General features: G+C 25.3%; 33 protein-coding genes and 1 pseudogene. 30 read left to right on the forward strand and 4 right to left on the reverse strand.

The features are described from left to right. The first annotated feature begins 326 nt into the window (after positions 1-326). From SKUN_RS03180 to SKUN_RS03250, 18 genes and pseudogenes are all read left to right on the forward strand, one after another. Positions 327-779, forward strand: a complete 453-nt coding sequence (locus SKUN_RS03180) for a hypothetical protein (RefSeq protein ID WP_144416752.1) — start codon at positions 327-329, stop codon at positions 777-779. A gap of 109 nt (positions 780-888) precedes the next feature. Further along, a complete protein-coding gene (gene aguA / locus SKUN_RS03185) occupies positions 889-2,001 on the forward strand; it encodes an agmatine deiminase (protein ID WP_053390823.1) in 1,113 nt (370 codons plus the stop codon). An 830-nt stretch (positions 2,002-2,831) separates the two neighbouring features. Then, positions 2,832-2,972 carry a hypothetical protein gene (locus SKUN_RS09170; protein ID WP_158500752.1) on the forward strand — a complete coding sequence of 47 codons (141 nt, stop codon included), beginning with the start codon at positions 2,832-2,834 and terminating at the stop codon, positions 2,970-2,972. A gap of 54 nt (positions 2,973-3,026) precedes the next feature. After that, complete coding sequence (locus tag SKUN_RS03190; protein ID WP_053390824.1) at positions 3,027-3,275, forward strand: hypothetical protein; 249 nt, start codon at positions 3,027-3,029, stop codon at positions 3,273-3,275. A 783-nt stretch (positions 3,276-4,058) separates the two neighbouring features. Further along, positions 4,059-4,406 carry a hypothetical protein gene (locus tag SKUN_RS03195; RefSeq protein ID WP_053390825.1) on the forward strand — a complete coding sequence of 116 codons (348 nt, stop codon included), beginning with the start codon at positions 4,059-4,061 and terminating at the stop codon, positions 4,404-4,406. A 2-nt stretch (positions 4,407-4,408) separates the two neighbouring features. Next, a complete protein-coding gene (locus SKUN_RS03200) occupies positions 4,409-4,642 on the forward strand; it encodes a hypothetical protein (RefSeq protein WP_053390826.1) in 234 nt (77 codons plus the stop codon). Between the two features lie 562 nt (positions 4,643-5,204). Next, positions 5,205-5,492 (forward strand): orotate phosphoribosyltransferase, encoded by a 288-nt coding sequence (locus SKUN_RS11255; protein WP_268794888.1) that lies wholly within the window; start codon positions 5,205-5,207, stop codon positions 5,490-5,492. Positions 5,493-5,756: 264 nt separating this feature from the next. Beyond that, positions 5,757-6,287, forward strand: coding sequence for a translation initiation factor IF-3 (gene infC / locus SKUN_RS03210; RefSeq protein WP_053390827.1), 531 nt, complete (start codon positions 5,757-5,759; stop codon positions 6,285-6,287). Between the two features lie 44 nt (positions 6,288-6,331). Next, complete coding sequence (gene rpmI / locus SKUN_RS03215; protein ID WP_053390828.1) at positions 6,332-6,526, forward strand: 50S ribosomal protein L35; 195 nt, start codon at positions 6,332-6,334, stop codon at positions 6,524-6,526. Between the two features lie 24 nt (positions 6,527-6,550). After that, on the forward strand, positions 6,551-6,910 hold the full coding sequence (gene rplT / locus SKUN_RS03220; protein WP_053390829.1) for a 50S ribosomal protein L20: 360 nt from the start codon (positions 6,551-6,553) through the stop codon (positions 6,908-6,910). Positions 6,911-7,046: 136 nt separating this feature from the next. Further along, positions 7,047-8,828 carry an excinuclease ABC subunit UvrC gene (gene uvrC, locus SKUN_RS03225; protein ID WP_053390830.1) on the forward strand — a complete coding sequence of 594 codons (1,782 nt, stop codon included), beginning with the start codon at positions 7,047-7,049 and terminating at the stop codon, positions 8,826-8,828. Between the two features lie 84 nt (positions 8,829-8,912). Next, positions 8,913-9,638, forward strand: a complete 726-nt coding sequence (locus tag SKUN_RS03230) for a DeoR/GlpR family DNA-binding transcription regulator (protein ID WP_408640741.1) — start codon at positions 8,913-8,915, stop codon at positions 9,636-9,638. Between the two features lie 82 nt (positions 9,639-9,720). Further along, the gene (locus tag SKUN_RS11260; protein WP_268794868.1) at positions 9,721-9,843 is read left to right on the forward strand and encodes a hypothetical protein; all 123 of its coding nucleotides are present in this window, start codon (positions 9,721-9,723) and stop codon (positions 9,841-9,843) included. Between the two features lie 93 nt (positions 9,844-9,936). Continuing rightward, positions 9,937-10,068 (forward strand): annotated as a pseudogene (locus SKUN_RS03235) (spiroplasma phage ORF1-like family protein); the annotation flags it as partial. A gap of 247 nt (positions 10,069-10,315) precedes the next feature. Continuing rightward, on the forward strand, positions 10,316-10,549 hold the full coding sequence (locus SKUN_RS10530; RefSeq protein WP_053390782.1) for a hypothetical protein: 234 nt from the start codon (positions 10,316-10,318) through the stop codon (positions 10,547-10,549). After that, positions 10,549-10,797, forward strand: a complete 249-nt coding sequence (locus tag SKUN_RS03245) for a hypothetical protein (RefSeq protein WP_235511339.1) — start codon at positions 10,549-10,551, stop codon at positions 10,795-10,797. Before SKUN_RS10530 ends, SKUN_RS03245 begins: the two co-directional genes overlap by 1 nt. Before the next feature lie 384 nt (positions 10,798-11,181). Continuing rightward, positions 11,182-11,367 (forward strand): hypothetical protein, encoded by a 186-nt coding sequence (locus SKUN_RS08330; RefSeq protein ID WP_235511375.1) that lies wholly within the window; start codon positions 11,182-11,184, stop codon positions 11,365-11,367. A 570-nt stretch (positions 11,368-11,937) separates the two neighbouring features. Then, on the forward strand, positions 11,938-12,585 hold the full coding sequence (locus SKUN_RS03250; RefSeq protein WP_053390833.1) for a hypothetical protein: 648 nt from the start codon (positions 11,938-11,940) through the stop codon (positions 12,583-12,585). Between the two features lie 186 nt (positions 12,586-12,771). On the opposite strand, the gene SKUN_RS10535 is transcribed toward SKUN_RS03250, so the two are convergent. After that, the gene (locus SKUN_RS10535; protein WP_235511340.1) at positions 12,772-12,957 is read right to left on the reverse strand and encodes a hypothetical protein; all 186 of its coding nucleotides are present in this window, start codon (positions 12,955-12,957) and stop codon (positions 12,772-12,774) included. Positions 12,958-13,384: 427 nt separating this feature from the next. Between SKUN_RS10535 and SKUN_RS03260 the strand changes: the two genes are divergently transcribed. The 5 genes from SKUN_RS03260 (at position 13,385) to SKUN_RS03280 (ending at position 16,441) form a co-directional block, all read left to right on the forward strand. Continuing rightward, positions 13,385-13,753 carry a hypothetical protein gene (locus SKUN_RS03260; RefSeq protein ID WP_053390834.1) on the forward strand — a complete coding sequence of 123 codons (369 nt, stop codon included), beginning with the start codon at positions 13,385-13,387 and terminating at the stop codon, positions 13,751-13,753. A gap of 271 nt (positions 13,754-14,024) precedes the next feature. Further along, complete coding sequence (gene ybeY / locus SKUN_RS03265) at positions 14,025-14,501, forward strand: rRNA maturation RNase YbeY (RefSeq protein WP_053390835.1); 477 nt, start codon at positions 14,025-14,027, stop codon at positions 14,499-14,501. Positions 14,502-14,527: 26 nt separating this feature from the next. After that, entirely contained in the window at positions 14,528-14,956 is a 429-nt protein-coding gene (locus SKUN_RS03270; protein ID WP_004028208.1) for a diacylglycerol kinase family protein, read from the forward strand. 17 nt (positions 14,957-14,973) lie between these two features. Further along, positions 14,974-15,369, forward strand: coding sequence for a cytidine deaminase (gene cdd, locus SKUN_RS03275; RefSeq protein WP_053390836.1), 396 nt, complete (start codon positions 14,974-14,976; stop codon positions 15,367-15,369). Between the two features lies 1 nt (position 15,370). Continuing rightward, the gene (locus SKUN_RS03280) at positions 15,371-16,441 is read left to right on the forward strand and encodes an alpha/beta hydrolase (RefSeq protein WP_053390837.1); all 1,071 of its coding nucleotides are present in this window, start codon (positions 15,371-15,373) and stop codon (positions 16,439-16,441) included. Positions 16,442-16,463: 22 nt separating this feature from the next. Here the strand turns inward: SKUN_RS03280 and SKUN_RS03285 are convergent, their stop codons facing one another. Beyond that, positions 16,464-17,246: a hypothetical protein gene (locus SKUN_RS03285; protein WP_053390838.1), complete on the reverse strand. Its 783-nt coding sequence runs from the start codon at positions 17,244-17,246 to the stop codon at positions 16,464-16,466. A gap of 166 nt (positions 17,247-17,412) precedes the next feature. On the opposite strand from SKUN_RS03285, the gene rbfA reads away from it, so the two are divergent. After that, positions 17,413-17,751: a 30S ribosome-binding factor RbfA gene (rbfA, locus tag SKUN_RS03290; protein WP_053390839.1), complete on the forward strand. Its 339-nt coding sequence runs from the start codon at positions 17,413-17,415 to the stop codon at positions 17,749-17,751. Between the two features lie 6 nt (positions 17,752-17,757). Here rbfA and SKUN_RS03295 read toward each other — a convergent pair whose 3' ends face one another. Beyond that, complete coding sequence (locus tag SKUN_RS03295) at positions 17,758-18,633, reverse strand: bifunctional 5,10-methylenetetrahydrofolate dehydrogenase/5,10-methenyltetrahydrofolate cyclohydrolase (RefSeq protein ID WP_053390840.1); 876 nt, start codon at positions 18,631-18,633, stop codon at positions 17,758-17,760. A 393-nt stretch (positions 18,634-19,026) separates the two neighbouring features. Further along, positions 19,027-19,152, reverse strand: a complete 126-nt coding sequence (locus tag SKUN_RS11265) for a hypothetical protein (RefSeq protein WP_268794869.1) — start codon at positions 19,150-19,152, stop codon at positions 19,027-19,029. Between the two features lie 340 nt (positions 19,153-19,492). On the opposite strand from SKUN_RS11265, the gene SKUN_RS03300 reads away from it, so the two are divergent. The 6 genes from SKUN_RS03300 (at position 19,493) to SKUN_RS10545 (ending at position 24,226) form a co-directional block, all read left to right on the forward strand. Further along, on the forward strand, positions 19,493-21,100 hold the full coding sequence (locus SKUN_RS03300) for a formate--tetrahydrofolate ligase (protein ID WP_053390841.1): 1,608 nt from the start codon (positions 19,493-19,495) through the stop codon (positions 21,098-21,100). A 43-nt stretch (positions 21,101-21,143) separates the two neighbouring features. Further along, positions 21,144-22,487 (forward strand): hypothetical protein, encoded by a 1,344-nt coding sequence (locus tag SKUN_RS03305; RefSeq protein WP_053390842.1) that lies wholly within the window; start codon positions 21,144-21,146, stop codon positions 22,485-22,487. A gap of 148 nt (positions 22,488-22,635) precedes the next feature. Then, a complete protein-coding gene (locus SKUN_RS03310; protein WP_235511341.1) occupies positions 22,636-22,989 on the forward strand; it encodes a hypothetical protein in 354 nt (117 codons plus the stop codon). A gap of 211 nt (positions 22,990-23,200) precedes the next feature. Then, positions 23,201-23,356: a flavoprotein gene (locus SKUN_RS11270; protein ID WP_268794870.1), complete on the forward strand. Its 156-nt coding sequence runs from the start codon at positions 23,201-23,203 to the stop codon at positions 23,354-23,356. Between the two features lie 146 nt (positions 23,357-23,502). Next, positions 23,503-23,760 carry a flavoprotein gene (locus SKUN_RS11275; RefSeq protein ID WP_268794891.1) on the forward strand — a complete coding sequence of 86 codons (258 nt, stop codon included), beginning with the start codon at positions 23,503-23,505 and terminating at the stop codon, positions 23,758-23,760. Continuing rightward, entirely contained in the window at positions 23,753-24,226 is a 474-nt protein-coding gene (locus SKUN_RS10545) for a phosphopantothenoylcysteine decarboxylase (RefSeq protein ID WP_235511342.1), read from the forward strand. Before SKUN_RS11275 ends, SKUN_RS10545 begins: the two co-directional genes overlap by 8 nt. Positions 24,227-24,310 lie beyond the last annotated feature (84 nt).

The following is a 24,310-nucleotide window of genomic DNA, read 5'->3' on the forward strand; positions in this document are numbered from 1 at the left end:
TATATTTCTTTTTTTAAACCCCAAAATTATGATAAACTAAAAGTGGAAAAAACTTTTTAATGGATAAATATTTGCTAATATTTATGTTTAATTTTCGTAATAAATATTATAAAATAAAACCAGGATTATGATGTTAGATCATTTAACTAAAAAGGATTACTACTTTAATTGTTATAAATTTACAATTAATCAAAAATAAGTATTTTGTTGTATTAATTAATTTTAAGAAAAACAATTACCCTCTATTTGATAACATAATTTTAACTTTATTTTTAACACAAGATATTTGCTAGTTTATTGTATTTATGATAAGGTTATAATAAGATATGAGGAAAATTGGTGAAGAAATGGCAGTTAATATTTTTGAAATTGATTATTTACAATTATGTTTTTTTGATTTAGGTTCAAATTATATTAAACAATCAGAAATGACAGATATTATTTTATATCAAAATGAAATCCAAGTTGATAAATTACGGGTTAATTATCATCAAAAACATTTAGAAAAAGAATGAGATTCATTTAAACTTAAAATTATTAATTCAACTGCCGCAACAGAAGTTTTTAATCTTTGTTTAAATTTAAATTTTGCTTTAACAAACAAAATTAAGGTTCTTTGTAAATTAAAACCTCAGGGCAAAATGATTACACGTTGTATCGCAAGTATTAGTCAAATTATGTCATCTTCACCAGTTTCTTTTGAAATTGATTGTTTTAAATCAAAATGATTAAAAAAATATCTATATTTAAAATCTTTGTTTAAAAATAATTATTATTAATAATTATTTATATATTATTTTTTATTTAAAACAAATAATATTTTTTAATTATATTTTTCTTTATTAATAATAAAATAGTCGGTGCTATTTAGAACGGAGGAATTATAAAATGAGTAAATTATTAACAACAACTCCGCAAGAAGATGGGTTTTATTTGCCAGCAGAAGCAAGTAATCATTTACAAACTTGAATGATATGACCATATATGAAAGATAATTGACAGAAAAATGCTTTTCCCGCGCAAAAAATTTTTGAATTAGTTGCTAAAATTATTAGTAATTATGAACCAGTCCAAATGATTGTTAATGAACAGAATTATTTACGAGTTAAAAAAATGCTAGGAAATAGTAATATTAACTTAGTAAAAACAAATTATTATGATAGTTGGGCACGTGATATAGGAGCACTTTATTTAATAAATGAAAAGAGAGAACGCCGTGCAGTTAGTTTTGAATTTAATGGCTGAGGAATGCAAAATAGTTTAATGTTAAAAGCAAAACATTTTAACTGAGACTATAATGTGGATAATAACGTGGCTATTACAATGGCAAATACTAGCGATGTTGATTATTATGCTTGTCCGTTAGTGCTAGAAAGTGGGAGTATTCATGTTGATGGCGAAGGAACATTATATACAACAGAAGAATGTTTATTAAACCCAAATCGAAATCCAACTTTAACAAAATTTAAAATTGAACAATATTTAAAGCAATATTTAAATGTTAAAAAAATTATTTGAATTACAATGGGACTATATAATGATGAGGCATGTGGTCATATTAACAATTTACTTCAAATTGTTGAACCCGGACATGTTTTATTAGCATGAACAGATAATAAAGATGATCCACAATATGAACGAAGTATCGAAGCTTTATCATTGTTAGAATCAACAACTGATGCCAAAGGGCGAAAACTAAAAATTACTAAAATTTATCAACCACTCCCATTATTTTTAACCCAACGTGAAGCAACTGACCGTGAATATAGTTTACGTTTTAAACATCGAATGCCAGGTTTTCGTCTTCCTGCTAGTTATATTAATTTTCATTTTGTTAACAAAGCGCTGATTTGTCCAATTTTTGGTGATCCAGTTTATGATCAAAAAGCAATTATGGTATTACGAAAATGTTTTCCAAAACGGAAAGTAATTCCTGTTTATGCACGTGAAATAATTTTAGGTGGTGGAGGCATTAATTCAATGACAAAATCAGAATTTTAATCTTAAGATTATAATATTTTTTTGTTTTTGTAAGGTACCAATACATTTAAGACCACTAAGGTGGTTTTTTATCGTTAAAAAGGTATTTTAAGCAAAGGAGTATTTAATATATGGAAAAAATTAATAATATTGTTAAACAAATAGAACAAGTAAAACAAATCTGTGGTGATGATTTCAAAAAATAACTTAACAAAATGGCACATGAGACATTAAAAATGGTTTATAAAGAATTAAAATAGGCCCAAAATGGAAACAATTAAAAAATTAGTAGATGAAAAATTTGATTATTTTAATATATGATTAAATGATTCAATAATAAGTGATAATTCTTATAGAATGATTTATAACCAAATATATGAACTATAAAATAAATTTAAAAAATTATTAGATGAAGCACTTGCTGAAAAAGATAAACAATATGGAATCTTGTTATCAGACATTGATAAATTAGAAATGTATTGTCATAATCGACTAAAGAAAAGTGATTTTTATTAAGTTAATCATAGTTGTGATTTACCTGATGGTGGAAGAGTTTGAATACATGGACATATGTTAGATGAATCTTTAAGAGATGAAAATACTATTGTTGAAGATGAACCACATAAATATAACAGTTTGGAGGAATAATTATGCCAAAGTGAAAATGCAAAAATTGGTCAGAAGAAACTGCAATAGAACATGATTTAGAACCTTGTGATTGTATTAGCGCGGGGTGGTGGTGAATTATGTTGTGCTTGTTGTGAAGAAGCAATGTTTGGTTCAGAAGAAGATGAATAGTTTATTTTAAAAAATATTTATTTAATATAAAATAAAAAGTTAGGAAAAAAATTATGAAAAAACTATGAAAAAAAATAAAACAACTAAAAGAAATTAAAAAAATACATCAATATGCTGTGCGATGAGCAGCAGATATTTCACATATTAAATTTAAAAAAAGTACAACACAATTATTGAAAAATTTATTAATTTAATAACAGAAAAGATAAAGTTTATGCATGAAATTTTGAACTGTGAAGCAGGATGCCATGCTCGAACACAAAAATACGAACCCGAGTTCGTATTTTTGTGATGAATTTTCTAAAAAAGAAGATGGTAGTTTTTATGAACCACATAAACAAAATAATAAAAAGAAAAATATTTCAAACTATGGAATACATAAAACATCAATTAAACCGTATAAAAAATGTGGAAATGAAGTAATTAGTTATATAATTAATACACCTAAACGTTTATTTATATTAGCTTCTTGTTTTGTTTTTAAAGATGTAGTATAGATGATGTTTTTCATATTAAGAGTATAATAACAAACGATTTTAATAGAATGAATAAAAATAATATTTTGATTTTAAAAAATATTCAGGAAATTAATCGTGTTGGAATTTTAAAAGAAAAATATCGAAAAAAATAATACTTGACTTTTAACAAAAAATAGTGCATCAATTACTGATAGGAGGAAATTTAACATGTTAAAGATTTTAAAATTTTATGGTAATGGTGAACCAATTAAAAAATGAGGATGGCACTTATGTCATTGAAGACTTTAATTTAGATTAAGTAATTAATAATGCCATTGAAGAATATAAAACAACACAAAGTGAATAGAAAACTAAAAAGGCTGAAAAAGAAGCTACAGCAATAGCTGTTTAGAAGAGACAGAAAAAAAAGAAAGAATTGATTATTTAGAGAAAGAATTGACTATTTTAAAAGAACAAGTAAAAAGAAATTCAGGAACAGGACCAGTTATAGAAACCAATGAATCTGAACAAAATAGTTCTAAATAATGAAACAGAAAATGTATAAATGAGATTTGATCCACAAAGTAAAACAATTATTGGAGGTTAGTCATGGCAGTTACATTTAAAACAATACAAACTTTTTTTTCAAAATAATTGAAGATTAACAAATTTGTATGGTGTTTTTAAAATTGCTGCTTTATTTACAAATCAATTGTAACAAGATGGTGGTGCATTTAAAGTAGAAGTATTTTTACCTATATAAAAAAAATATTATATCAACCAAATATACAAAATGAAAATTGATTTTTAATATTTTTAAAAATGTTAAGATTTCAGTTTATTGCTATTTATTTAGGAGTGTTAACTGGTGGTTTAGGAGATGCAGTTGTGCAAGGATTAAATGCAACACAATTAACAATTTCTACAACAAGAATAGCCATTTTCTTATTATCAAATTTTTTAGTAATGGAATTTAATGACATATTAAATAAAAATGTTAATTTGAAAAATACATTATTAAATTTGTTTTTTTATGTTAATGAATTTGGAAAATTAGGTACAGGAATGAGACAACAAAAATTATTAAATTTTGCCAATCAAGAAAAAATATTTCAAAAAATGGGTTTAAATTTTGAAATTAAAAATTTTTGACAAGCACAACAAAATTAGCAATGACTGATATCATTACTAAAAATAAAGTAGTTTTAAAATTTAGAAAAGAAGTAACAGAAAATAAAATTTTGCAAAGTATTGCAGTAGTTGTTCAAGGTGAATTGAAAAAAGAATTAAAAAAATTTACTGTAGAAGAATTAAATAGTTTATTAGAAATTGAAAAAATATTATTTAAAATAGATAAAAATTTAATTCCTAAATATAATAATTTGGATGCAAAAAAATATGATTAATATTTTGCATTTTGTAATCGAAGTGCAACAAATCAACTTTGAAAGGGGTTGATTTTTTAATGGAAAGAAAACATTATTTTATTTTGCGTTTTTTAGTAATTAAGTATGGAAAAGATAATATTATTAATACTGTAAATAAAATAGTAATTAATAATGTAAAAGAAAATGGATAAATTATCCGCGTAAACCTATATGATGAATTATATAAATGTCTTAATTACGAAAAAACGAATATTAGAAACGAACGTCCTGGTTGAAATAAATTGGATGCTATTAATGCATTTGAATGTACTTTGTCATTTTTTAGATTTAATTTAGTTGATTTAAAAATTAATAAAAAAGTGGTATACTTAATCTAAAGATAGAACTTGTCTTAAATGTATATGGTTTCCACAAAAGGTTTGTTGAACTTATTAATACTAATTTCGGACAAGATAAAATTGATAATATTTTTGGAACAGCAACAGCAGGAATTACCCATGCTGCTCTATTAGTACATTTATTATAATTACCATTTTGGTATGTTAGTAGTATTAAGAAAGGTTACGGAAAACAAAATCAAATTGAAGAAGTCTATGAAAGGGGACAAAAGGTTGTAGTCATTGAAGATTTAATTTCTACCGGTGGGTCAGTTATTGAAGTTGTTAAAACTTTACAAGCGGCTGGTTTGGAAGTTGTTGCGGTATTAGCAATTTTTAGTTATCAATTAAAAAAAGCTACTATTGCTTTTGAAAGTTTACAAGTTCCTTTAGATAAATTAACTAATTTTGATAGTTTAGTAACAACTAATGGTTTGTTGTCAAAAGCAGAACAACAAATTTTAAAAGAGTTTCAGCAACAATTAGAGTAGAAGAATATAATGATTTTGATTAGTAAGTTAATTTAAAATATCTTATTAATATTATTGACTAAATTAAAAAAAAATCATATAATTAATATTGAAAAATGTTAAAGTAGCTAATGCTCACCTATGCCCTTTAGTGTGGTTAATAGGTTTTACAAGATAAAATTAAAGTTTTTAATGATTATATTTTAATCATTTAAGAAGATAATTCTTGTTAATGAAAGCGCTACTTTTGAGCGTTTTTTTAATTAATTAAAATGGAGGTATTGGATGAATCAACCCACTAAAAACAATAAAAATATTGAGCAAGTAAATTATGATATTAGAGCACGTGAAGTTTTAATTATTTTAGATGATGGTAATAAAGTTGGTCCTTTAGGGCGAAATGAAGCAGTTCGTTTTGCTGAAGAAAAAGGTTTAGATTTATTGTTAGTATCAGCTGCTTCAAATCCACCGGTAGCAAAATTGGTTGATTATGGAAAATATAAATACGAACAAAAGAAAAAAGACAAAGAAAATAAGAAAAATCAACATATAACTGAAAATAAAGAAATGCGTTTACGAACAGGAATTGGTGAACATGATTTGGAATTTAAGGCAAAAAAAGTGCGTGAATTTCTAACTGATGGAAACCGTGTTAAAATTTCTTTAAAGTTTCGTGGTCGAGAAGTTGCAAGACCTGAATATGGCAAAAAAACATTAGATAAATTTTTTAGTTATATTAAAGATTTGGCAAAGATTGAAAAAGAACCCCAGTTAAATGGCTTGTTTTTAGATATGTATGTTGTACCAAAAAAATAATTAATTAAATTAACTTTTAAAAGAAAAGACAAGGAGGAAAATTTATGCCAAAAATGAAAACGAAAAAATCTTTAGCAAAAAGAGTTAAAATAACAGGAACAGGAAAATGAAAGATTGCGCATGCATATACTTCACATTTAGCCCAAAATAAAACAACAAAACAAAAACGTCATTTACGTAAAGCTGGTTTAATGGACCAAACTGATCAGAGTCGATTAAAACAACTATTACAAGAATAAAGAAAGAGAAGGGAGTATTAACAAATGGCAAGAGTTAAAGGCGGACCAACAACAAGAAAACGTCGCAAAAATATTATTAAAGAAGCAAAAGGATATTTTGGAACAAAATCAACGCATTACAAAAAAGCAAAAGAACAAGTAATGAAATCATGAGCGTATGCTTTTCGTGATCGTAAGCAACGTAAAAGAGATTTTCGTTCATTATGAATCCAAAGAATTAATGCTGCAGTACGTGAACATGATATGTCGTATTCACAATTTATGAATGGTTTAAATAAAACTAACATTGAAGTAAATCGTAAAATGTTATCAGAATTAGCAATTCATAATCCAAATGAATTTAAAGTGTTAGTAGAAAAATCAAAACAAGCGTTAAAAAATTAACAAAACTACTTTTATGAAAAGTAGTTTTTTTATTTTAATATTAAGTCCGTTTTCTTATCTTGGATTTTTTATGATGAGTTGCTAATTGTTTTAATTAAGCATAAAATATTAACAAACATAAGGGGAAGAATGAAAAATGTCAGAAAAATTATCGTTAAAAGAGCAAGTTGAGATTTTACCAACTAAACCAGGATGCTATTTATTTTACAATAATTATCATCAAGTATTATATGTTGGAAAGGCAAAAAACTTACGAAGTCGTGTTAGTTCTTATTTTAACAAAGTGTATAATTATAAAACAACCCGCTTAGTTCAAGAAATAGTTCGTTTAGAAACAATTATTACGAAAACTGAAAAAGAGGCACTAATTTTAGAACATAATTTAATTAAGCAGTACAAACCAAAATACAATATTTTGTTAAATGATGATAAACATTATCCTTATATTGTAATTACAAAAGAAAAAGACCCTCAATATTTGTATGTTCGTAATGTTCATCAAAAATATGCTAGCTATTATGGACCATTCCCAGAAGGGAGTCATGCGCGGGAAATTATTAAAGTCTTAGAACGATTATATCCTTTACGTCGTTGTAAAGGAAATCTTGGAAAACCTTGCCTTTATTATCATATTAATCAATGCTCAGGTGCTTGTTTTAAATCAGTTCCTTCAGAGTATTATACAAAAATGATTAAAAAAGTTCATAATTTTTTTAAAGGTAATTTTACTGAAACAAAAAAACTACTAGAGAAACGAATGTTTCAAGCCGCAGATAACTTACAATTTGAAGAAGCACATAAATTAAAAGTTTTAATTCGAAACTTAGACTGAACTTTATCATCACAAACAGTTGAAATGTTAAATCAAAATGATGATTTAGATGTGATTAGTTTATATCAAACTACTGAGCATTTAGTATTAACAACTTTATTTTATCGTGCTGGAAAATTAAGCTATAAAGATTATGAATATTATCATCTTGATTTTGCTGAAGATTACCAAGAATTATACCGCTTATACTTGCAAAATATTTATCAAAAAAATATTTTACCCACAAAAATAATTGTTAACAAGGCAATTGCATTACCAGAATTAAACTTGTTATTTGATAATGGTGTTTTTCATCCTAAAACACCAATTGAAAAAAAAATTATGAAATTAGCGACTGAAAATAGTTATGAATCTTATGTCCAATACCAGACAACTGCCCAACGAGAATTAAATAATGCTGAAGTTTTAAAAGAGTTACAAATGATTTTAGGTTTATCAGAATTACCATATTTAATTGAAATGATTGATATTGCTAATATTAATAATGAGTTTGTGACTGGTGGGGTTATTGTTTATAAAAATGGTCGTCCATCACGAAATGATTATCGTAAGTATAATTTAGAAATTCCATATCAAGATGATACGCACCGTATTGCGGCGGTTGTTGCTCGTCGTTATCAAAAGATTATTCAAGAAGAACAAGCCCTTCCCAATTTAATTATTATGGATGGTGGGATTCAACAAGTTAATGCTTGTTTAAAAGAACTAGCAAAATTAGATTTATCAATTCCCGTGGTTGGTTTAGTTAAAAATGATCATCATAAAACTGACCATTTACTTAATTTAAAAAAAGATAAAGTATATTTGGATAAAAGTAGCCGTTTATTTTTATTTTTAACAAGAATGCAAGAAAATGTTCATAATTTTGCAATTACTAGTTTTCGCCGCCGGCAAACAAAAGCTTTGACAACAAGTATTCTAGAAACAATCCCGGGGTTTGGAAAACAACGAATTAAATTATTAAATCACCATTTTGAAAGTATTGGTGCAATTCAAAAAGCAAGTGATGTTGAATTATATCAATTATTGCATAATAAAAAACTTATTGAAAATTTAAGAAAATTTTTGGAACATTTTGGTAAATAACTTTTTTTCGGTATAATAATTAAGTACAGAATTAAACAATGAAAGGAGTAGAGAATTATCCATCGAGTCCAACGAAAAGATTTATTATTAGCATATTTGTGTCAAAAAATTTTTCACGAAATGAATCATGTTCTTGAATATGTTCGAAAATATAATATTTCAGCAACAACTGCGCGCCGTGATTTAAAAGAACTTGAAAATGAAGGAATTATTACAATGTATTATGGTGGTATTAATTTTTTAGGAGTTCATAATAAAACATGTAATATTAATGTTCGAACAAGTAGTATTAATTTTGATAAAAAAATGATTATAGGAAAAAAGTTAACAAATTTGTTAGAAAAAAATGATGTTATTTTTGTCGGAGCAGGATCAACTTGTGAAATTTTTGTTACTTTAATTGATAAACCAATAAAAGTTGTCACTAATTCATTTCGAATTTTACAATTGGCAAAAGATAATCCTAATGTTAAATATAATGTCTTATTTGGAGGTAAATTACGAGAAAAATCACAAGCTTTTTATGGTTCGTTTTGTGAGGAAAGTTTATCATTAATTCAATTTTCAAAAGTTATTTTTTCAGCAAATACAATTGATAAAACTGGCGCTGTTTTCAAAAGTAATGAAGAAGAAGCGCGGGTTGAATTAGCAGCCTTAGCACGGGTTCAGGTTAAAATTTTATTAGCTGATAGTACAAAATTTGATAAAGTTGGGTTTTTTAAATTTTATGACGTTAAAGATGTTTTATATTTAGTAACGGACAAACCAGAAGTTATGAAACAATATGATTTTAATGTTAAAGTAATATAAAACTTTGTTGTTAAACAAAGTTTTATATTTGCAAGGAAAAGTTAACTTAGGATGGTAATTTTTTGCTTGAAAGGAGGTTAAAATGGATTTAAATAATGTCCAACATGTATGTAATCAAATTAAAAAGTTTGAATTTGAAGAATTTTTTACTGTGCTAGCAAAAATTGAGGAAGTAGTAAAAGACCGTATCGATGAGTTAGATTAGGAAAATATTTTTATTAAACTATCAAATTTTTTTCATTCCATTGTTATCTAAATTTTATAGAATAAAGGATGAAGTAGGAAAAAAGCAACTCTTGTGTTTCAAAATCGTAGTTCGTTTATTGAAAATTTATATATTGATAATTTACAGTATGATACTGTTTTAGTTAACTTTTTTGCGTTGAAATTGCAAAATTTTAATAATATTTTGTTGAGTGAAAATATTAACTGTAGAAACCACACACATTTTGTATTTTTGGTTTTTACAGTTTTGGAAAGTAAATTTTTTTAATATTTTTAATTAAGGAGTTGAAATTATGCAAACAAAGCAATATTTTATTTTGCGGTCGCTAGTGAAAAAGTATGGTAAAGATAATGTTATTAATACTGTTAATAAGATTGCAAAAGATATTGAAATTAAAAAGTAAAAGAATAAATTATTCCGCGTAATTTATTAGCGGATAATTTATTCAATAATGTTTTTTAATGGAGCGAAGCGACAACGAGCGGAGCGAGTTTGCAAATTTCAATTTTTTAATTTTTTAGAAGGGAGTTATATTATGCCAATTTGATTAACGACAATATTTAGTGTTCTTATTGTATTGGGGATTTTTCTTTATATTGGTTTAGGAATTTATCAAAAAATTCGTCAAATTGAACGAAATAAAAAAGATAAAAAAGAAATTGAAAGAAAGGAGGATAAAAAATAATGTTAGGTATGTATTTAACAACGGCGGTTAATTTTTTAACAACAACAGCACCTACACCTAAAACTATGACTGAGGGTATGACTGGTATTTGAACTGGATTAACTAGTGCATTATGAAAAGTTAAAGATGGTGTAACAAATATTTTACCTGAGATAATGGTTTTTTTTAGGCGATGCGTGAATTATTTTAATTCCGTTTGCTATATTTTGTATTATAAAAATATTAAATTTTTTCCGTATTATGGTTAAAGGAGTTTAGTATTTATTATTTATCATATATTTTAACTGTGGCACACTAGTTTTTATATGTGATTTGATGTAAAAAATGAATTTATTAAATAGAAAAATGAACTTATTATATTTACTATTAAAGTTCTTAATAGTTATTTTAAGTGTGCCAATTTTTATTATTTTATATATTTAACAATGTTTATTAACAGTGTTTATTAAACATTAAATAAACAATATATTAACATTTTTTATAACATTGTTAATAATCAGTGTTTATTACAATAAATAAACATTATACGAACATTATTTACTGTTAAAGAAACTAATTTTACTCAATTTTTAACAGATAAAAATATTTTTCATCAGACAACACCTGTTCGTTCTCCACAGTCAAACGGTAAGATTGAAAGATTTCATCAAAATTATACTAAATTATTTGTATTTGAAGAAAAAATATTAAATGTCGTTAGTTTACAGAATAAATTAAATTATTATTATTATTATTATTATTTTTATAATTTTGAAAGAGTTCATAAGTCTTTAAATTTTCAGACACCATTTAACTTTTTGAATAGTTTAATTAAATAATTTTAAATTATTAAGTTTTTGTATTTAAACTAATTTTTAGTTTGTTTAATTTTATATTTTTTATTTATTTATTTTATGATATTTTTATAATTATAAATAAATATTTTTATTATTTTTGTTATTTTCTTGTAATCTTTAAAATGTATGTGGTATACTACAGCTAAAGTACGATCATAATCTTTGACGAATTTATAAACTTGTTTTGCTCGACGAATTTTTTTATTTGTTGCTCTTTTTTTCGTTTAATAATATTTTTTTGCCATTTGTTTTAAACGAATAACATTAATTGAGGTAATATCTGTTTCTGAAACCGAAAAAAATTGAAAAAATTAATAAAATAATCATTAAATAATCATTATTGGAAGTAACACAGCCAATGTTGTGGTTATATCCATCATCATTTACTCTCCTTTAAAATCTGTATTATTTTTTATCATTATATACTTTTCTCTCATAATTATCTACTAAATAACACCATAAAAATATTTAGATTTAACTTTAAAAATATAAAAAATAATGTATAGTTATAGATAGACAATTATATAAAATAATTCTTGGGGAGGAATAGAAATGAAAAAACTGCTAAGTACAATGGCAGCAATGACACTCGCAACAACAACAATAAAAGCAACAATAACTTGTTCAGATCAAAATATGTCATATTACAACCAATTCATCAATGGTATAAACAATAAAGAAAGTTTTATTTTTATGGTTTCAGCAAAGAATTGCATTCATTGTCAAAATACAACAGATACAACAATTCCAGATTTATATAATAAAAATGGTTATGGTAATGATAAATATGACAAGTATTTAGCAGGTAATTTTGGTGCCCAATATGCTTTAAAAACATATCCCATTAGTGCTGATGAGCAAGAAAAAATTAAAAACACTCGCTTAATTATTACTGATAACATTAAAGATTATAATGGTATTTGAAAAGAAAAATGAGCAAAAAAAATTGCTGATTGAATTGTAACACAAGAGCAAAATGCTCATAAAATTAATCGTGAAATTGACAAAACAATTACTGCTGATTCATTAGGATTAACTGGATTGCCAACTTACGTCTATATTAAAAATGGAAATTATGTTGGGTTCGAAACGGGTGAAGTTGGAAACTTACAAACGGAGGCCAATTCTGACTTATGAATGAATCGTTTTATTAAACATATGGTCTTAGAAGATTGAGATATTTATCATAATAAATCATAATAAAAAATACTCAGAAAACTTGTGCTGGGTATTTTTTTAATTAATCATTGTTAAAATTGCATTAAAAATAATAAATAAATGATTATAAATAATTTAGTGGGTATACATTTTGCGCCGATCATTAATAATTTGCAATAATCGGTTTTTTTGTTGTTAAATTAATTTCTATAATCGGTTAATTTTCTTTTAAAATAAATTTAATAATTTTGTCATCATTGCACTATGGTTTGATATTAAATAATTAACAGTATTTTTTGATAAATTAAGACGATAAAAATGATTAAGTTTTTTTAAATTATCTAATTCATAGCGAAAAAAAATATAAAATTCTTTTCATCCTGTAAAACCTAAACTTTTACAAAACTTTGTCACCGATAAAACACTTGTATGTGATGTTTCTGCAACATCATTAATGATAAAATTTTCATTTGATACTTTAGCAAAATTTAAAATAGTTTGTACAATAATACCATTAACAGTATCATCATTAAAATTAATAATTTCCTATAACTTTTCAAGAATATTAGTTTTTAATTGCATATTACCCACTTAATTAGCAGTAATTTTTGCCTTTTCTAATGTATAAATTAATTTAATTATAACTTTATTTTCATATTTCATTACTAATAAGTAATTTTTATTCATAATTTAATTCCTCCTAATTTTTTTATTTATAATTAAATTTTCTAATTGATAATTTTGTAATCAATGTTCTTCACATAATATAATTTCTTTTTTATAACATAAATTTCACTGAAAAGCATTCGGATTTGCCAAAAGTAAAAGAGCCAAACGATCAATGGCGATGGGTGGAACTAGTATGGCAGATAAAACAATGAACGCAATGGGTTCTGGTGGTGATTGAGGGGATAATGAAACAGCAAGCAGTCAATCTCACCAAGAAAAACCCCTTGACTTTCGCCATTTCTTACACGCCATCGAGGGAATGAGTTCAAGAGCTGGGATTGTTGGGTTAGTAGGCTTTGGACTTGGGGTCACAACACTTTCCACAAGTAAACTAGTTGGAGCAGCACGCGGAGGTGGAACAAAAGGATTCTTCCGCCAAATTGGAATTGGAATTGCAACACCATTTAAAGCAATTGGGAAAAGATTTAATCCGCAACTTGCAAATAGTGGTAATGAAACTGCATCCTGTACGATGAATTAACTTATATTTTTGTTCCCCATCAGGAACATTTAGTTATTAAACCAGGACAACAAGTAAAAAAATATTTTGTAAAGAAACAATGGCAAATAATTATAACGCAAGTTAAAAGAGAAAATAATTATTATCTTATTTTAAATCAGCAAGAATTTATTATTAATATTTGATATTTATCAGCTAAAATGGAAATTGGTTTGCAAACAACATTAGATTATTTACTAAATATAATGATTTAATTTGTTATAATAAAAAAAGAGAAGGGTCTGGTGAGGTAATGAAAGATGATTTTGTGATTTATAATGAAACAAAGTTTGATATTAAACCATATCAAGATGATTTTAATGCAATTTTCAAAAAAATTAAAACTTTATTAGCAATAACTGAGCCATTAGAATTATCATTAATTATTGTTGATGCACAAGGACAATTAGAACTTAATCGAAAATATCGTAACAAAGATTATGTTGTTGATGTTATTACCTTTGCTTTAGAAGAAGAAAATAAGATTGATTTATTTCAATTAACCGGACTGCGCAGTTTAGGGGATATTTTTATTTGCTATGAAAAAGCCCTCGCCCAAGCTGCTGAATATAACCATTCTCTTCGTCGTGAATTTGCTTTTTTATTTACTCATGGTATGTTACATATTTTAGGTTATGATCATCAAACTCCGACTGATGAAGAAAAAATGTTTAATTTACAACGAAAAGTATTAAATGATTTACAAATTAACCGAATTCCAATAAAATAAAAACAGAAAGAAGAAAGGAATATATAATGGCAAAAGAGTCACCAGTCAAGAAAAAAATATTTTTTAAATTACGGAATAAATTTTCAAATGCTTTTCGTGGAATTTATACAGCAATTAAAGAAGAATCAAGTTTAATTATTCATTTTATTGTGTCATTAGTTGTTATTGGTCTGGGAATTTGATTACAAAAAATGGTTCCTAACCAGTTTGGATATGTTCAATGAGCAATTTTATTATTAACCATTGGAATTGTCATTGGTTTTGAGTTAATTAATACAATGGTTGAAAATTTTGTTGATTTATTATCATTTGAATATAATATTAAAGCAAAAAAAATTAAAGATATTTGTGCCGCGGCAACATTAATTAATTCTATTTTAGCAATTGCAATTGGATTATTAATAATGTTACCACCGTTGGTGGATGTTATTAAGTTATATTTACACATTAGTTAAAAAGGGGAGTTAATGAAATGCCAACTTATTTTGAAAAGTTAAAATTATTAAGTAAAAAAGCTTATGCATCATATTCAAATTTTCGTGTTAGTGCAATTTGTTTGTTAAAAGATGGTAAAGAAGTTATTGGTGTTAATGTTGAAAATGCAGCATATGCTGCTACGATTTGCGCAGAACGGATAGCTTTAGCTCAGTTTTATGCGTTAGGTTATCGTAAAACAGATATTATAAAATTTTACTTATATACTGACAGTAAACAAGCAGGTTCTCCTTGTGGAATATGCCGGCAATTTTTATGAGAATTAGTTGATCATCGAATTCCAATTGAAATTTATAATCAAAAAGGTGAATCATATGTTTTAACAATTAAAGATTTACTACCATATGGCTTCACGAAGGAGGATTTACAGTAGGATGGTCAAGAAACATAAAGATGAGGAAGATTTTGAACAAGATTTTGTTACTGACCATAGTTATCATCTTGTTCCTGATGATCAATTACAAGAATATATGCATAATAATGCTATTTATATTAAAATATTTTATGCTTTTCATGACAAACGATTTTTATTAACTCATCATACTTGATGAAAAAAAACTGATAATGATTTAGAAGCATATTGTAAAAAGTATATTATGGATTTAACCAAGCGTTTGCATCTTGAAACAATGGCATTAACTTCTGATGAATTAGCACAAAAATGAGATATTCAGAAATATGATATTCCTGGTTATGAAGATGTGATGTTAAAAGGAGTTTCAATTCGTTCATGATTAAAAAATGACAACAATAAAAAATGAGTTATTGTTGTTCACGGATTAAATTCACATAAATTCCGTGCAATTTTTTTTGGTTTAATTTATCTTCGATTAGGTTATAATATTCTTGTTTTTGACCAACGAAATCATGGCGAATCAACTACTAAAATGACAACAATGGGTTACTATGAGAAATATGATTTAGCAGCAGTAGTTGATTTTTTACAAACTAAAATTGATCCAAAATTAAAGGAACTTAATTTCCATGGTTGGTCAATGGGAACTTTTGTTATTATGGAATATTTAAAATTTGCATTTGATAAAAATAAATTAATTAATAGTGCTGTTTTAGATTCAACAATTATTAATTTAAATGTTTTATATCGTTATTATATGTTAAAGACAAAAGTTAATTATTATGAACATTATTATGCAATTCGTCGTTATGCCATTGAAGCACGCGGTTATGATCCAGAAAAAATTAATCCTGGTGAGAATCTGGAAGCATTAGCAAAATTACCAGTGTTATATATCTTGAATAAGAAAGATCATGCAACACCATATATAATGGGGCGGGTAGCTTATCAGAATAAGCGTAAGTATGAAAAACAAAAAATTAGTCGTCGAATTGTTTTTGATTGTTATCATGTTCGCGGAATATATCATAATTCAACGGAATATTTAATAGCAATAATAAATTTTATTACAACTGCAAAAAGAAAATAGTGATAAATAACTTTATTTATCACTATTTTCTTTTTTTATTTTGATTTTTATTAAAAACACGGTATATACCATTGTTAAGACTATGCAAACTAATGTGAAAAATAGTAAAAACAATAATAAAAATAAAAGCAATAAAACATGCTGCTTGTACTCTTGATAATCCTGAAATAATTGGATTATCAATGTCTAAAAATGGATAAGGATATGTTCAAGTAATATTGCCATCTCGTTTTCAAGCTGCTGCCCGCACAATAACATACATTAAATAAAAAAATGGATAACTTAAACTAATTCATCAATCTTTTTGTAAAAAGTCTTTTTTTCAACTAAGACGATGATCACTAAATGACAAGAAGGTATAACCAAAAAAGAGAATTGGCATAATAAAATGAGTAACAACAGTACAACTAATTTGTGCTTTACTATATTCAGAAATTGTTACTTCTCCGTTTTTATAATCAATAATAATTCCAATTCAAAAAATAAAAAACATTAATAAATTTCAGTTTAAAATACTTAATTTAGCATTAGTTGAAAAAAATCAACTTTTTTGTTCACGATGATGATTAAAAATTGCTAATATTAACCAAGTAATAGTTATGATATTAACTTGAACAGAATAAAAACTTAATAAGATGTCATAATTTTTCAAACTAGTAAGTTTTGTTTCTTTTACATATCAAAATTCTTTAAAAATATCCATGTAAAATCCATAAGTTAAAAATCCAAAAGCTAAACTGGCAATTATTACTTTATAATATCAGAGATAATCTTTGTATCAAATCCGATAATTTCAACGTTTCATAGTCCCTCCTTGGTATATTTTACATACTATCACATAAAAATTGTTTTTTTTAATGACATCTAATACTTTTTCAGTTCTTTTTAAAAATAATTTTGTTTATTAATAAAATTATTTTTTTTATAAAATGCTTTGTTATAATGCTAGTAAGTTAGAAAAAGGTGAGATAATGGCAAATAAAATTAAAGTTGAAAGAATGCAATCTTTGATTACCCGTGATTTAACAATTATTATGCAACGAGAAATTCGTGATGAAATTTTAAATACTATATCAATTAATGCTGTAAAATTATTAAATGATTTGAGTCATGCAAAGGTTTATTATTCATCATTATTAAATAAATCAGAGGCAGAACTTCACAATATTGTTCAGAATTATAAAAATGAAATTCGAAGTAAATTAGCGCATAAATTAGAAATTTATCGTTGTCCGGATTTAGAATTTGTTTTTGATCATTCATTAGAAAATTCGAATAATATTGAAGCAATCTTGCAAAATTTAAAATAAGAAACCTTATCAAAGTACCAAGCATGTTTCTTGATTTAATTGATAAAGATATAAGATGTTTTCTAATAATGCGGCAATTGTCATTGGCCCAACTCCGCCAGGAACAGGGGTAATCATTTTTACTTTTGATAAAACATTATTAAAGTCAACATCACCACATAAGTTATTATTTTCATCACGATTAATTCCAACATCAACCACAATAGCATTTTCTTTAATCATCTCTGCTGTAACAAATTTAGCTTTCCCCAAGGCAGAAATTAAAATATCAGCTTGTTTTGTAAAAACAGATAAATTTTTTGTTTGTGAATGGCAAACTGTTACAGTTGCTGAGGCATTTATTAAAAGATTAGCAAGGGGTTTACCAACAATGTTACTACGGCTAATAATTACAACATGCTGTCCTGCTAATTGAATTTGGTAGTGTTTTAAAAGGGCGATAATTCCTTTGGGCGTCCCTGGCAATAAGTTATAATGTCCAAGCATTAAATTGCCTAATATTTCTGGAGTAAACCCATCAACATCTTTTTTAGTTGTTATTGTGTTAATAATTTTTTCACTATTGATATGCCTTGGTAATGGAAGTTGAACAAGAATTGCATCAATGTTAGAATTATTATTTAAGTCATTAATAATTTTTATTAAAGCTGATTCGACAATACTATCTGGATAATTTAATACATTACAAGTAACGCCAACTTTTTCACAAGCAATTTTTTTATTTTTAATATAAGTAGTACTAGCTTTATTATTACCAATTTGAATAATTGTTAAGGCAGGTAGACGTTGCTTTTTTGCCTTAATTTTTAAAATTTGTTTAGTTATTTTTACTTTGATTAATTCACTAACCGTTTTCCCATCAATTATTTTTGTTTTATCCATTAAATTTTTGCTCTTTTCTATGCTAAAATATTTCTATGTTAAAATACCTGTATATAAATTATTGTATATGAAATAGTTAAATAATTAAATACAAAATCTTAGCATTTTTAAAATAGCATCGTGTTTAAAAATTATGGTAGTAAGAAAAAAGCTTATTTTTTATAAAAAATATAAATAAAGTAATTAAATACAAATTAAAGTAATCGCTTATTAGAGCGATTTTTTATTTGCATTATTCATCAGATAGTACCTTTATTAAAAATGATATTATTAATTGTTAAACCGAAAAAATATAATAAATCACAGAAAGGAAATTATAAAAATTAACTAATTTGTAGGGAAAAATAGGTTAATTTTTAATTTTAAAGATACTATCTGATGAATAATGCAATACTAAAACTTAATATTTTGATGCTTAAAGATGAATAACCGATCTATGGCACGAAGATATTCGCCAAGTAGAGTTTTATAATGGCGATTACCTTTTTCAGAACGATAACATAAAATATAATTATTCATTAAATTAAATTTAATATTTTTTATTTAAATCAAATACAAAACCAATTTTTATCTTTATAAAAAACTTTTTAAAATTAGTAATAACTTTAAAAAGTACTTTTTATTGTGGCAAAATTCATAATTTTATAAAATTATTTATTTAATTAAAAATTATTTTTTTTAAAAAGTTGAATTTTTTATAAATTTTGTTATCATTTAAGTCATAAGTAAAACTCATAAGTAAAACTTAATTTGTTTTTAATTACTTAATTTTATTAAAAACCCAATAATAATGAATACTACCAAAATTATTGACACTTCCTAAAAATAGGACATTATTAATTAAAAGGAGTAAAAGAAAATGGAAAAAATTATCACAATTGGAACAAAAATTAATTTAATAGATGATGACTTAATTAAATATGGTGATTATATGGCAAAAGTAAAAGCCTTTAATTTTATTAATTTACCTAAAAAAGCAAAGTTTATTTTAGTCACAGCAATTAATCCAACCAAACCAGGAGAGGGAAAAACAACTTGTTCAATTGGTATTGCTGATATGTTGAATCATTTAGGATATCAAACAACTTTAGCATTACGAGAACCATCGTTAGGACCAGTGTTTGGATTAAAAGGCTCAGCAACCGGTGGCGGCGAATGCATTATGGAACCAGAAAATGAAATTAATTTACATTATACTGGTGATTTTCATGCAATTACAACAGCAAATAATATGGTCAGTGCTATGGTTGATAACCTTCTTTATTGAGGAAATCCACTGCAAATTGATCCTAAAAAAATTGTTTGACAACGTTGTTTGGATGTTAATGATCGTGCTTTACGAAATATTGAAATAAAAATTAATGATAAATTACATCGTTCAGAACATTTCCAAATTACTGCTGCTAGCGAAATTATGGCGATTTTAGGTTTAAGTAAAGATTTTGATGATTTACGTCGTCGTTTAGACCAAGCAATAGTTGCTTATAATTTGAATAATGAACCAATTTACCTACACGAATTAAAAATTACGGGTTCATTATTAGCCTTATTAAAAAATGCTTTATTGCCAAATTTAGCACAAACAAAATATGGTACACCATTATTAATCCATTGTGGGCCATTTGCAAATATTTCCCATGGGACAAATTCTTTAATTGCAACAAATTTAGCATTAAAATTAAGTGATTATGTTGTTAGTGAAGTTGGATTTGGGAGTGACTTAGGGTTTGAAAAATTTAATGATATTATTAATTTAAACAAGGAATATACACCAGATTGTACCGTGTTAGTAGCAACAATTAGAGCATTAAAATTACATGGTGGTGCTATTGAAACAACATTAGCAACAGCTGATCTAGGTAGTTTGAAAAAAGGATTAGAACATTTACAATATCATATTAAAATTATTCAAAATTACCATTTAAATTTTGTTGTTTGTTTAAATCAATTTGCAACTGACACTCCTGAAGAAATTTTTGTCGTGACTGAATGGTTAAAAAAACAAAAAATTCCATTTGGAATTAATAATACATATCATTTCGGAATTAAAGATAATCCAACTTTGGTTAAAATTATTCTTAAAGAAATTGAAAAACCACAACAATATCAATTATTATTTAATCCATCAACAACATCGCTTACTGAAAAAATTAAAATAATTTGTACAAAAATTTATCAAACAACAAAAATTGTTTTTAGTCCCTTGGCACAAACAAAGATTGATTTTTATCAACAAAATACAAAATATCAACATTGACCAGTTTGTATGGCTAAAAATCATCAAACAATTTTTGGTAATAAAAATCTTTATGATGATCAAATTATTATTCGTGACTTAAAAATTAATTCAGGAGCAGAATATTTTATTGCTTATTTAGCAGATATTATTACGATGCCGGGTTTAAATAAAGTTCCTAATGCTGTTAGCATTGATGTTGTGAATGATGAGATTATAAATATTAAATAATTTTTGTTATAATATTTTTAAGTAGAAAATAGGGGCGAACTTAATGCAGAAAAAAGCAAAGTTTTTAGAATTAAATAGTGTTGTTAGTAAACAACTTAATTTAGCAACTAATATTCGAAAAAAAATGCAGGAAATTTTTAGAATTTATAAAAATAGTTTTCAAAAATTAGGTTATCAAACAATTGCTCTTGGTGAATATGGTTTTAAAACATTAACAAAATATGACAAGTTAGAGTTAGAATTAGCCATTATTAAGTATCATCCTAAAAATAAAACAGGCTTACGTGAACAAATGTTTCAAGTTGTTTTAAATGAAATGCGCAAAAATATTACCAAAGGAACAGTTATCAAGGATAGTCAAAATGATGGTTATTTAGAATATCAAGTTAACGATGAAATTAATTTTATTGTAAGAATTATTCCTTTTTGTTATAAAAAAAAAACAGAGGGAGAATTAACATATATTTTTTGACGAAATGGAATTGAAAAAAATGATAATGTTATTCAAGTTGTCCATGGTTTTAATAAAGCTAATAAGATTTCTAATAATTTATTACGAACATTAATAAAACTTATTAAGTTTGTTTTGAAAAATGATTTTCCATATTATTATATTTTATATACCTTAACTTTACGATGGTTTTATGAATATTTTACAAAAAGATATGATAATTATTTACAAAAAATTGATATTAATAAGCGGATTGAAAAACAAGATTTAATGAAGTATCGTAATATTAATTTTCAAAAAAATTGATTTTTAAATAATATTGATGGTGAAGAATTAATTTTTTATATTTTAGAACGGTTTTGAAAAACAGAAACATATTATTTTCGTGAATTGGAATTTATTGAAGAAGAAATTTTTGAATCAATTTCACGCTATAGTTGATATACCAATAATTGCTTTTTAACACCATATGATTATTATGTGGATTTTAAAATTTATAATATTAAAGAATTTAATGATTTAAATTATGTTCAATCAGAGTTTAAAAATACTAATTTTTCGCTAATTCAGTATGATTACTGCCGTAATCATGATTTAGGAATTTATGTTACACCAGTTAAAATTTCAGGGGTAGTTGGTTTTATTGATTATGCAATTAATTTTAAACAAAAAGCAACAGGTCTATTTAAAAAACTGGATCCGGCAAAACGAAAAGATGCCATAAGTGTTAATCAACGAGAGATTATGGAGGAACTAAATTTAATTGCACATAAATGATTAACAACTTATCGTAAAAAATTGACATATATTAAGGTTTATTTTGATAAAAAATATCCAATTATTTCATCATCAAATTATTATATGCGATTGCAAGCTATTATGACTTCTGTTGATAACTTAAAAAATGATGATTATGTTATTGGTAATGATAATTAAAGGATAAAAACTATGAATTAGAACTTTTCCTAGTTAATTTTTTAATTAAAAATAATAAATATACGGTATAATACTATATTATGAGAAAGGTACTTGATTGAAACTATTTATAAGGATTTAAAAACTATTTATTATGTGGGGTTAAAAAATGTCAACTTTAGGAGAGAACAATTGTAGCCAATTTTATGATAATGTTATTCGTGAATTATCAATGATTGTGAATAATGAAAAAATTATATCACATAATAATCATGTCTTAGCATTAGAAATAAAATTGTATTATGTTATGAAAAGTTCAAAATATAATTCAACACAAAAAGATGAAATTTTAAAACGAATGATTATTGAACGAACAAAAGCCTTAGAATATAAGATAACCGAGTTAATTAAAAGAATATTCACAGGTTTATCAAAAAATTTATCAAAAACCATTAGATTTAAAATATGCCTATATTTCAATATTAAAAAAGGTAAAATATTTTGCCCAATAACGTTATGGTAAACGATTAAATATTATTCGTAAATTTTATTGCCGTTATTTAGAGCAACAACAATGACAAGAATTAGTAGAAGGAATTATTTCCGAATCGCAACGAAGAATGCAGGCTGTTTTTTTGCAAAGAAAACAACAAGGTAATAATTAAAAATCGATATATTTATGTTAATATATCGATTTTTAATTATATAATTATAACAATGAGTGAGGTGTTAAGATGGCAAAAATTATTTTAGTTATTACGGTAAGCATTGCTGCTCATAAGGGTCTTCATTTATATGAAGCATTGAAGAAAGAATATGATGTTGAATTGCTTTTAACACAATATGCTTTAAAATTTTTAAAGAATTGACCAACAACAGCAAAAACCTAAATTTTTATGAAACAATATTATGATAAAAAAGACTTATCAAAACATATTACAATTGCGCTGAGCAAGCTGATTTATTTGTTGTTTACCTAGCAACATAGAACTTTATTGCTCAGATTGCTCATGGTTTTACAAATACGTTAGCGAGTTTAGTATATAGTGATACTCAAAGTTATAAAATGATTTTTCCTGCAATGAATAGTAAAATGTATTTATCACCAACTAATTTACGGAATTTAGCACAATTAATAGTAGATGGGAATCAAATTTATGAACTTCGTTTAGGAATGCTTGCTTTCAATATGATTGGGATTGGTCGTGCCTGAGAATGAGAAGATGTTTTAAAGGAAATAAACCAATTTTTAGTTTGAAAAAAATTGTGAAAAGATAAAAAAAGTTATGCTTAATTTTGGGCGAACAAAAACATATTTAGATGATATTCGTTATTTGACAAATAATTCGATCGGGAAAATGGGAAATGCATCGCATACTGTATTAACATGAACAAACTGTTCTTTAACAACAATTGTTGATGATTGTGATTTTCCAATTTATTATGAACATGTTAAAGCAAATACAAACAATGAAATGTTAACAGCAATGTTAAAAACGTATAAAGAACAAGACATTAATATTGCGTGCGCTGCTTTAAATGATTATCAAGTTGCGGTTCCTATTAAAGGAAAAATTAGCAAGCGAAAAAATCCTCAACTTGCTGTATCATTACTTCCTAATGTTGATGTTTTATCTGAATTATGTAAGTTAAAACAGCACCAAATTTTAGTTGGTTTTAGTGCTCAAAATAATTTTGATTTAGATTATGCTCGTAAAAAGTTAATTGACAAAAATTTAAATTTAATTATTATCAATTAAATTAATGTTATGGATAATGATCAAAATGAAATCATTTTATTAACAAAAAAGGGCATCAACTAATTCGTAGTCAAAACAAAATTA

This window comes from Spiroplasma kunkelii CR2-3x, from assembly GCF_001274875.1.
Classification (GTDB): Bacteria; Bacillota_I; Bacilli_A; order Mycoplasmatales; family Mycoplasmataceae; genus Spiroplasma; species Spiroplasma kunkelii.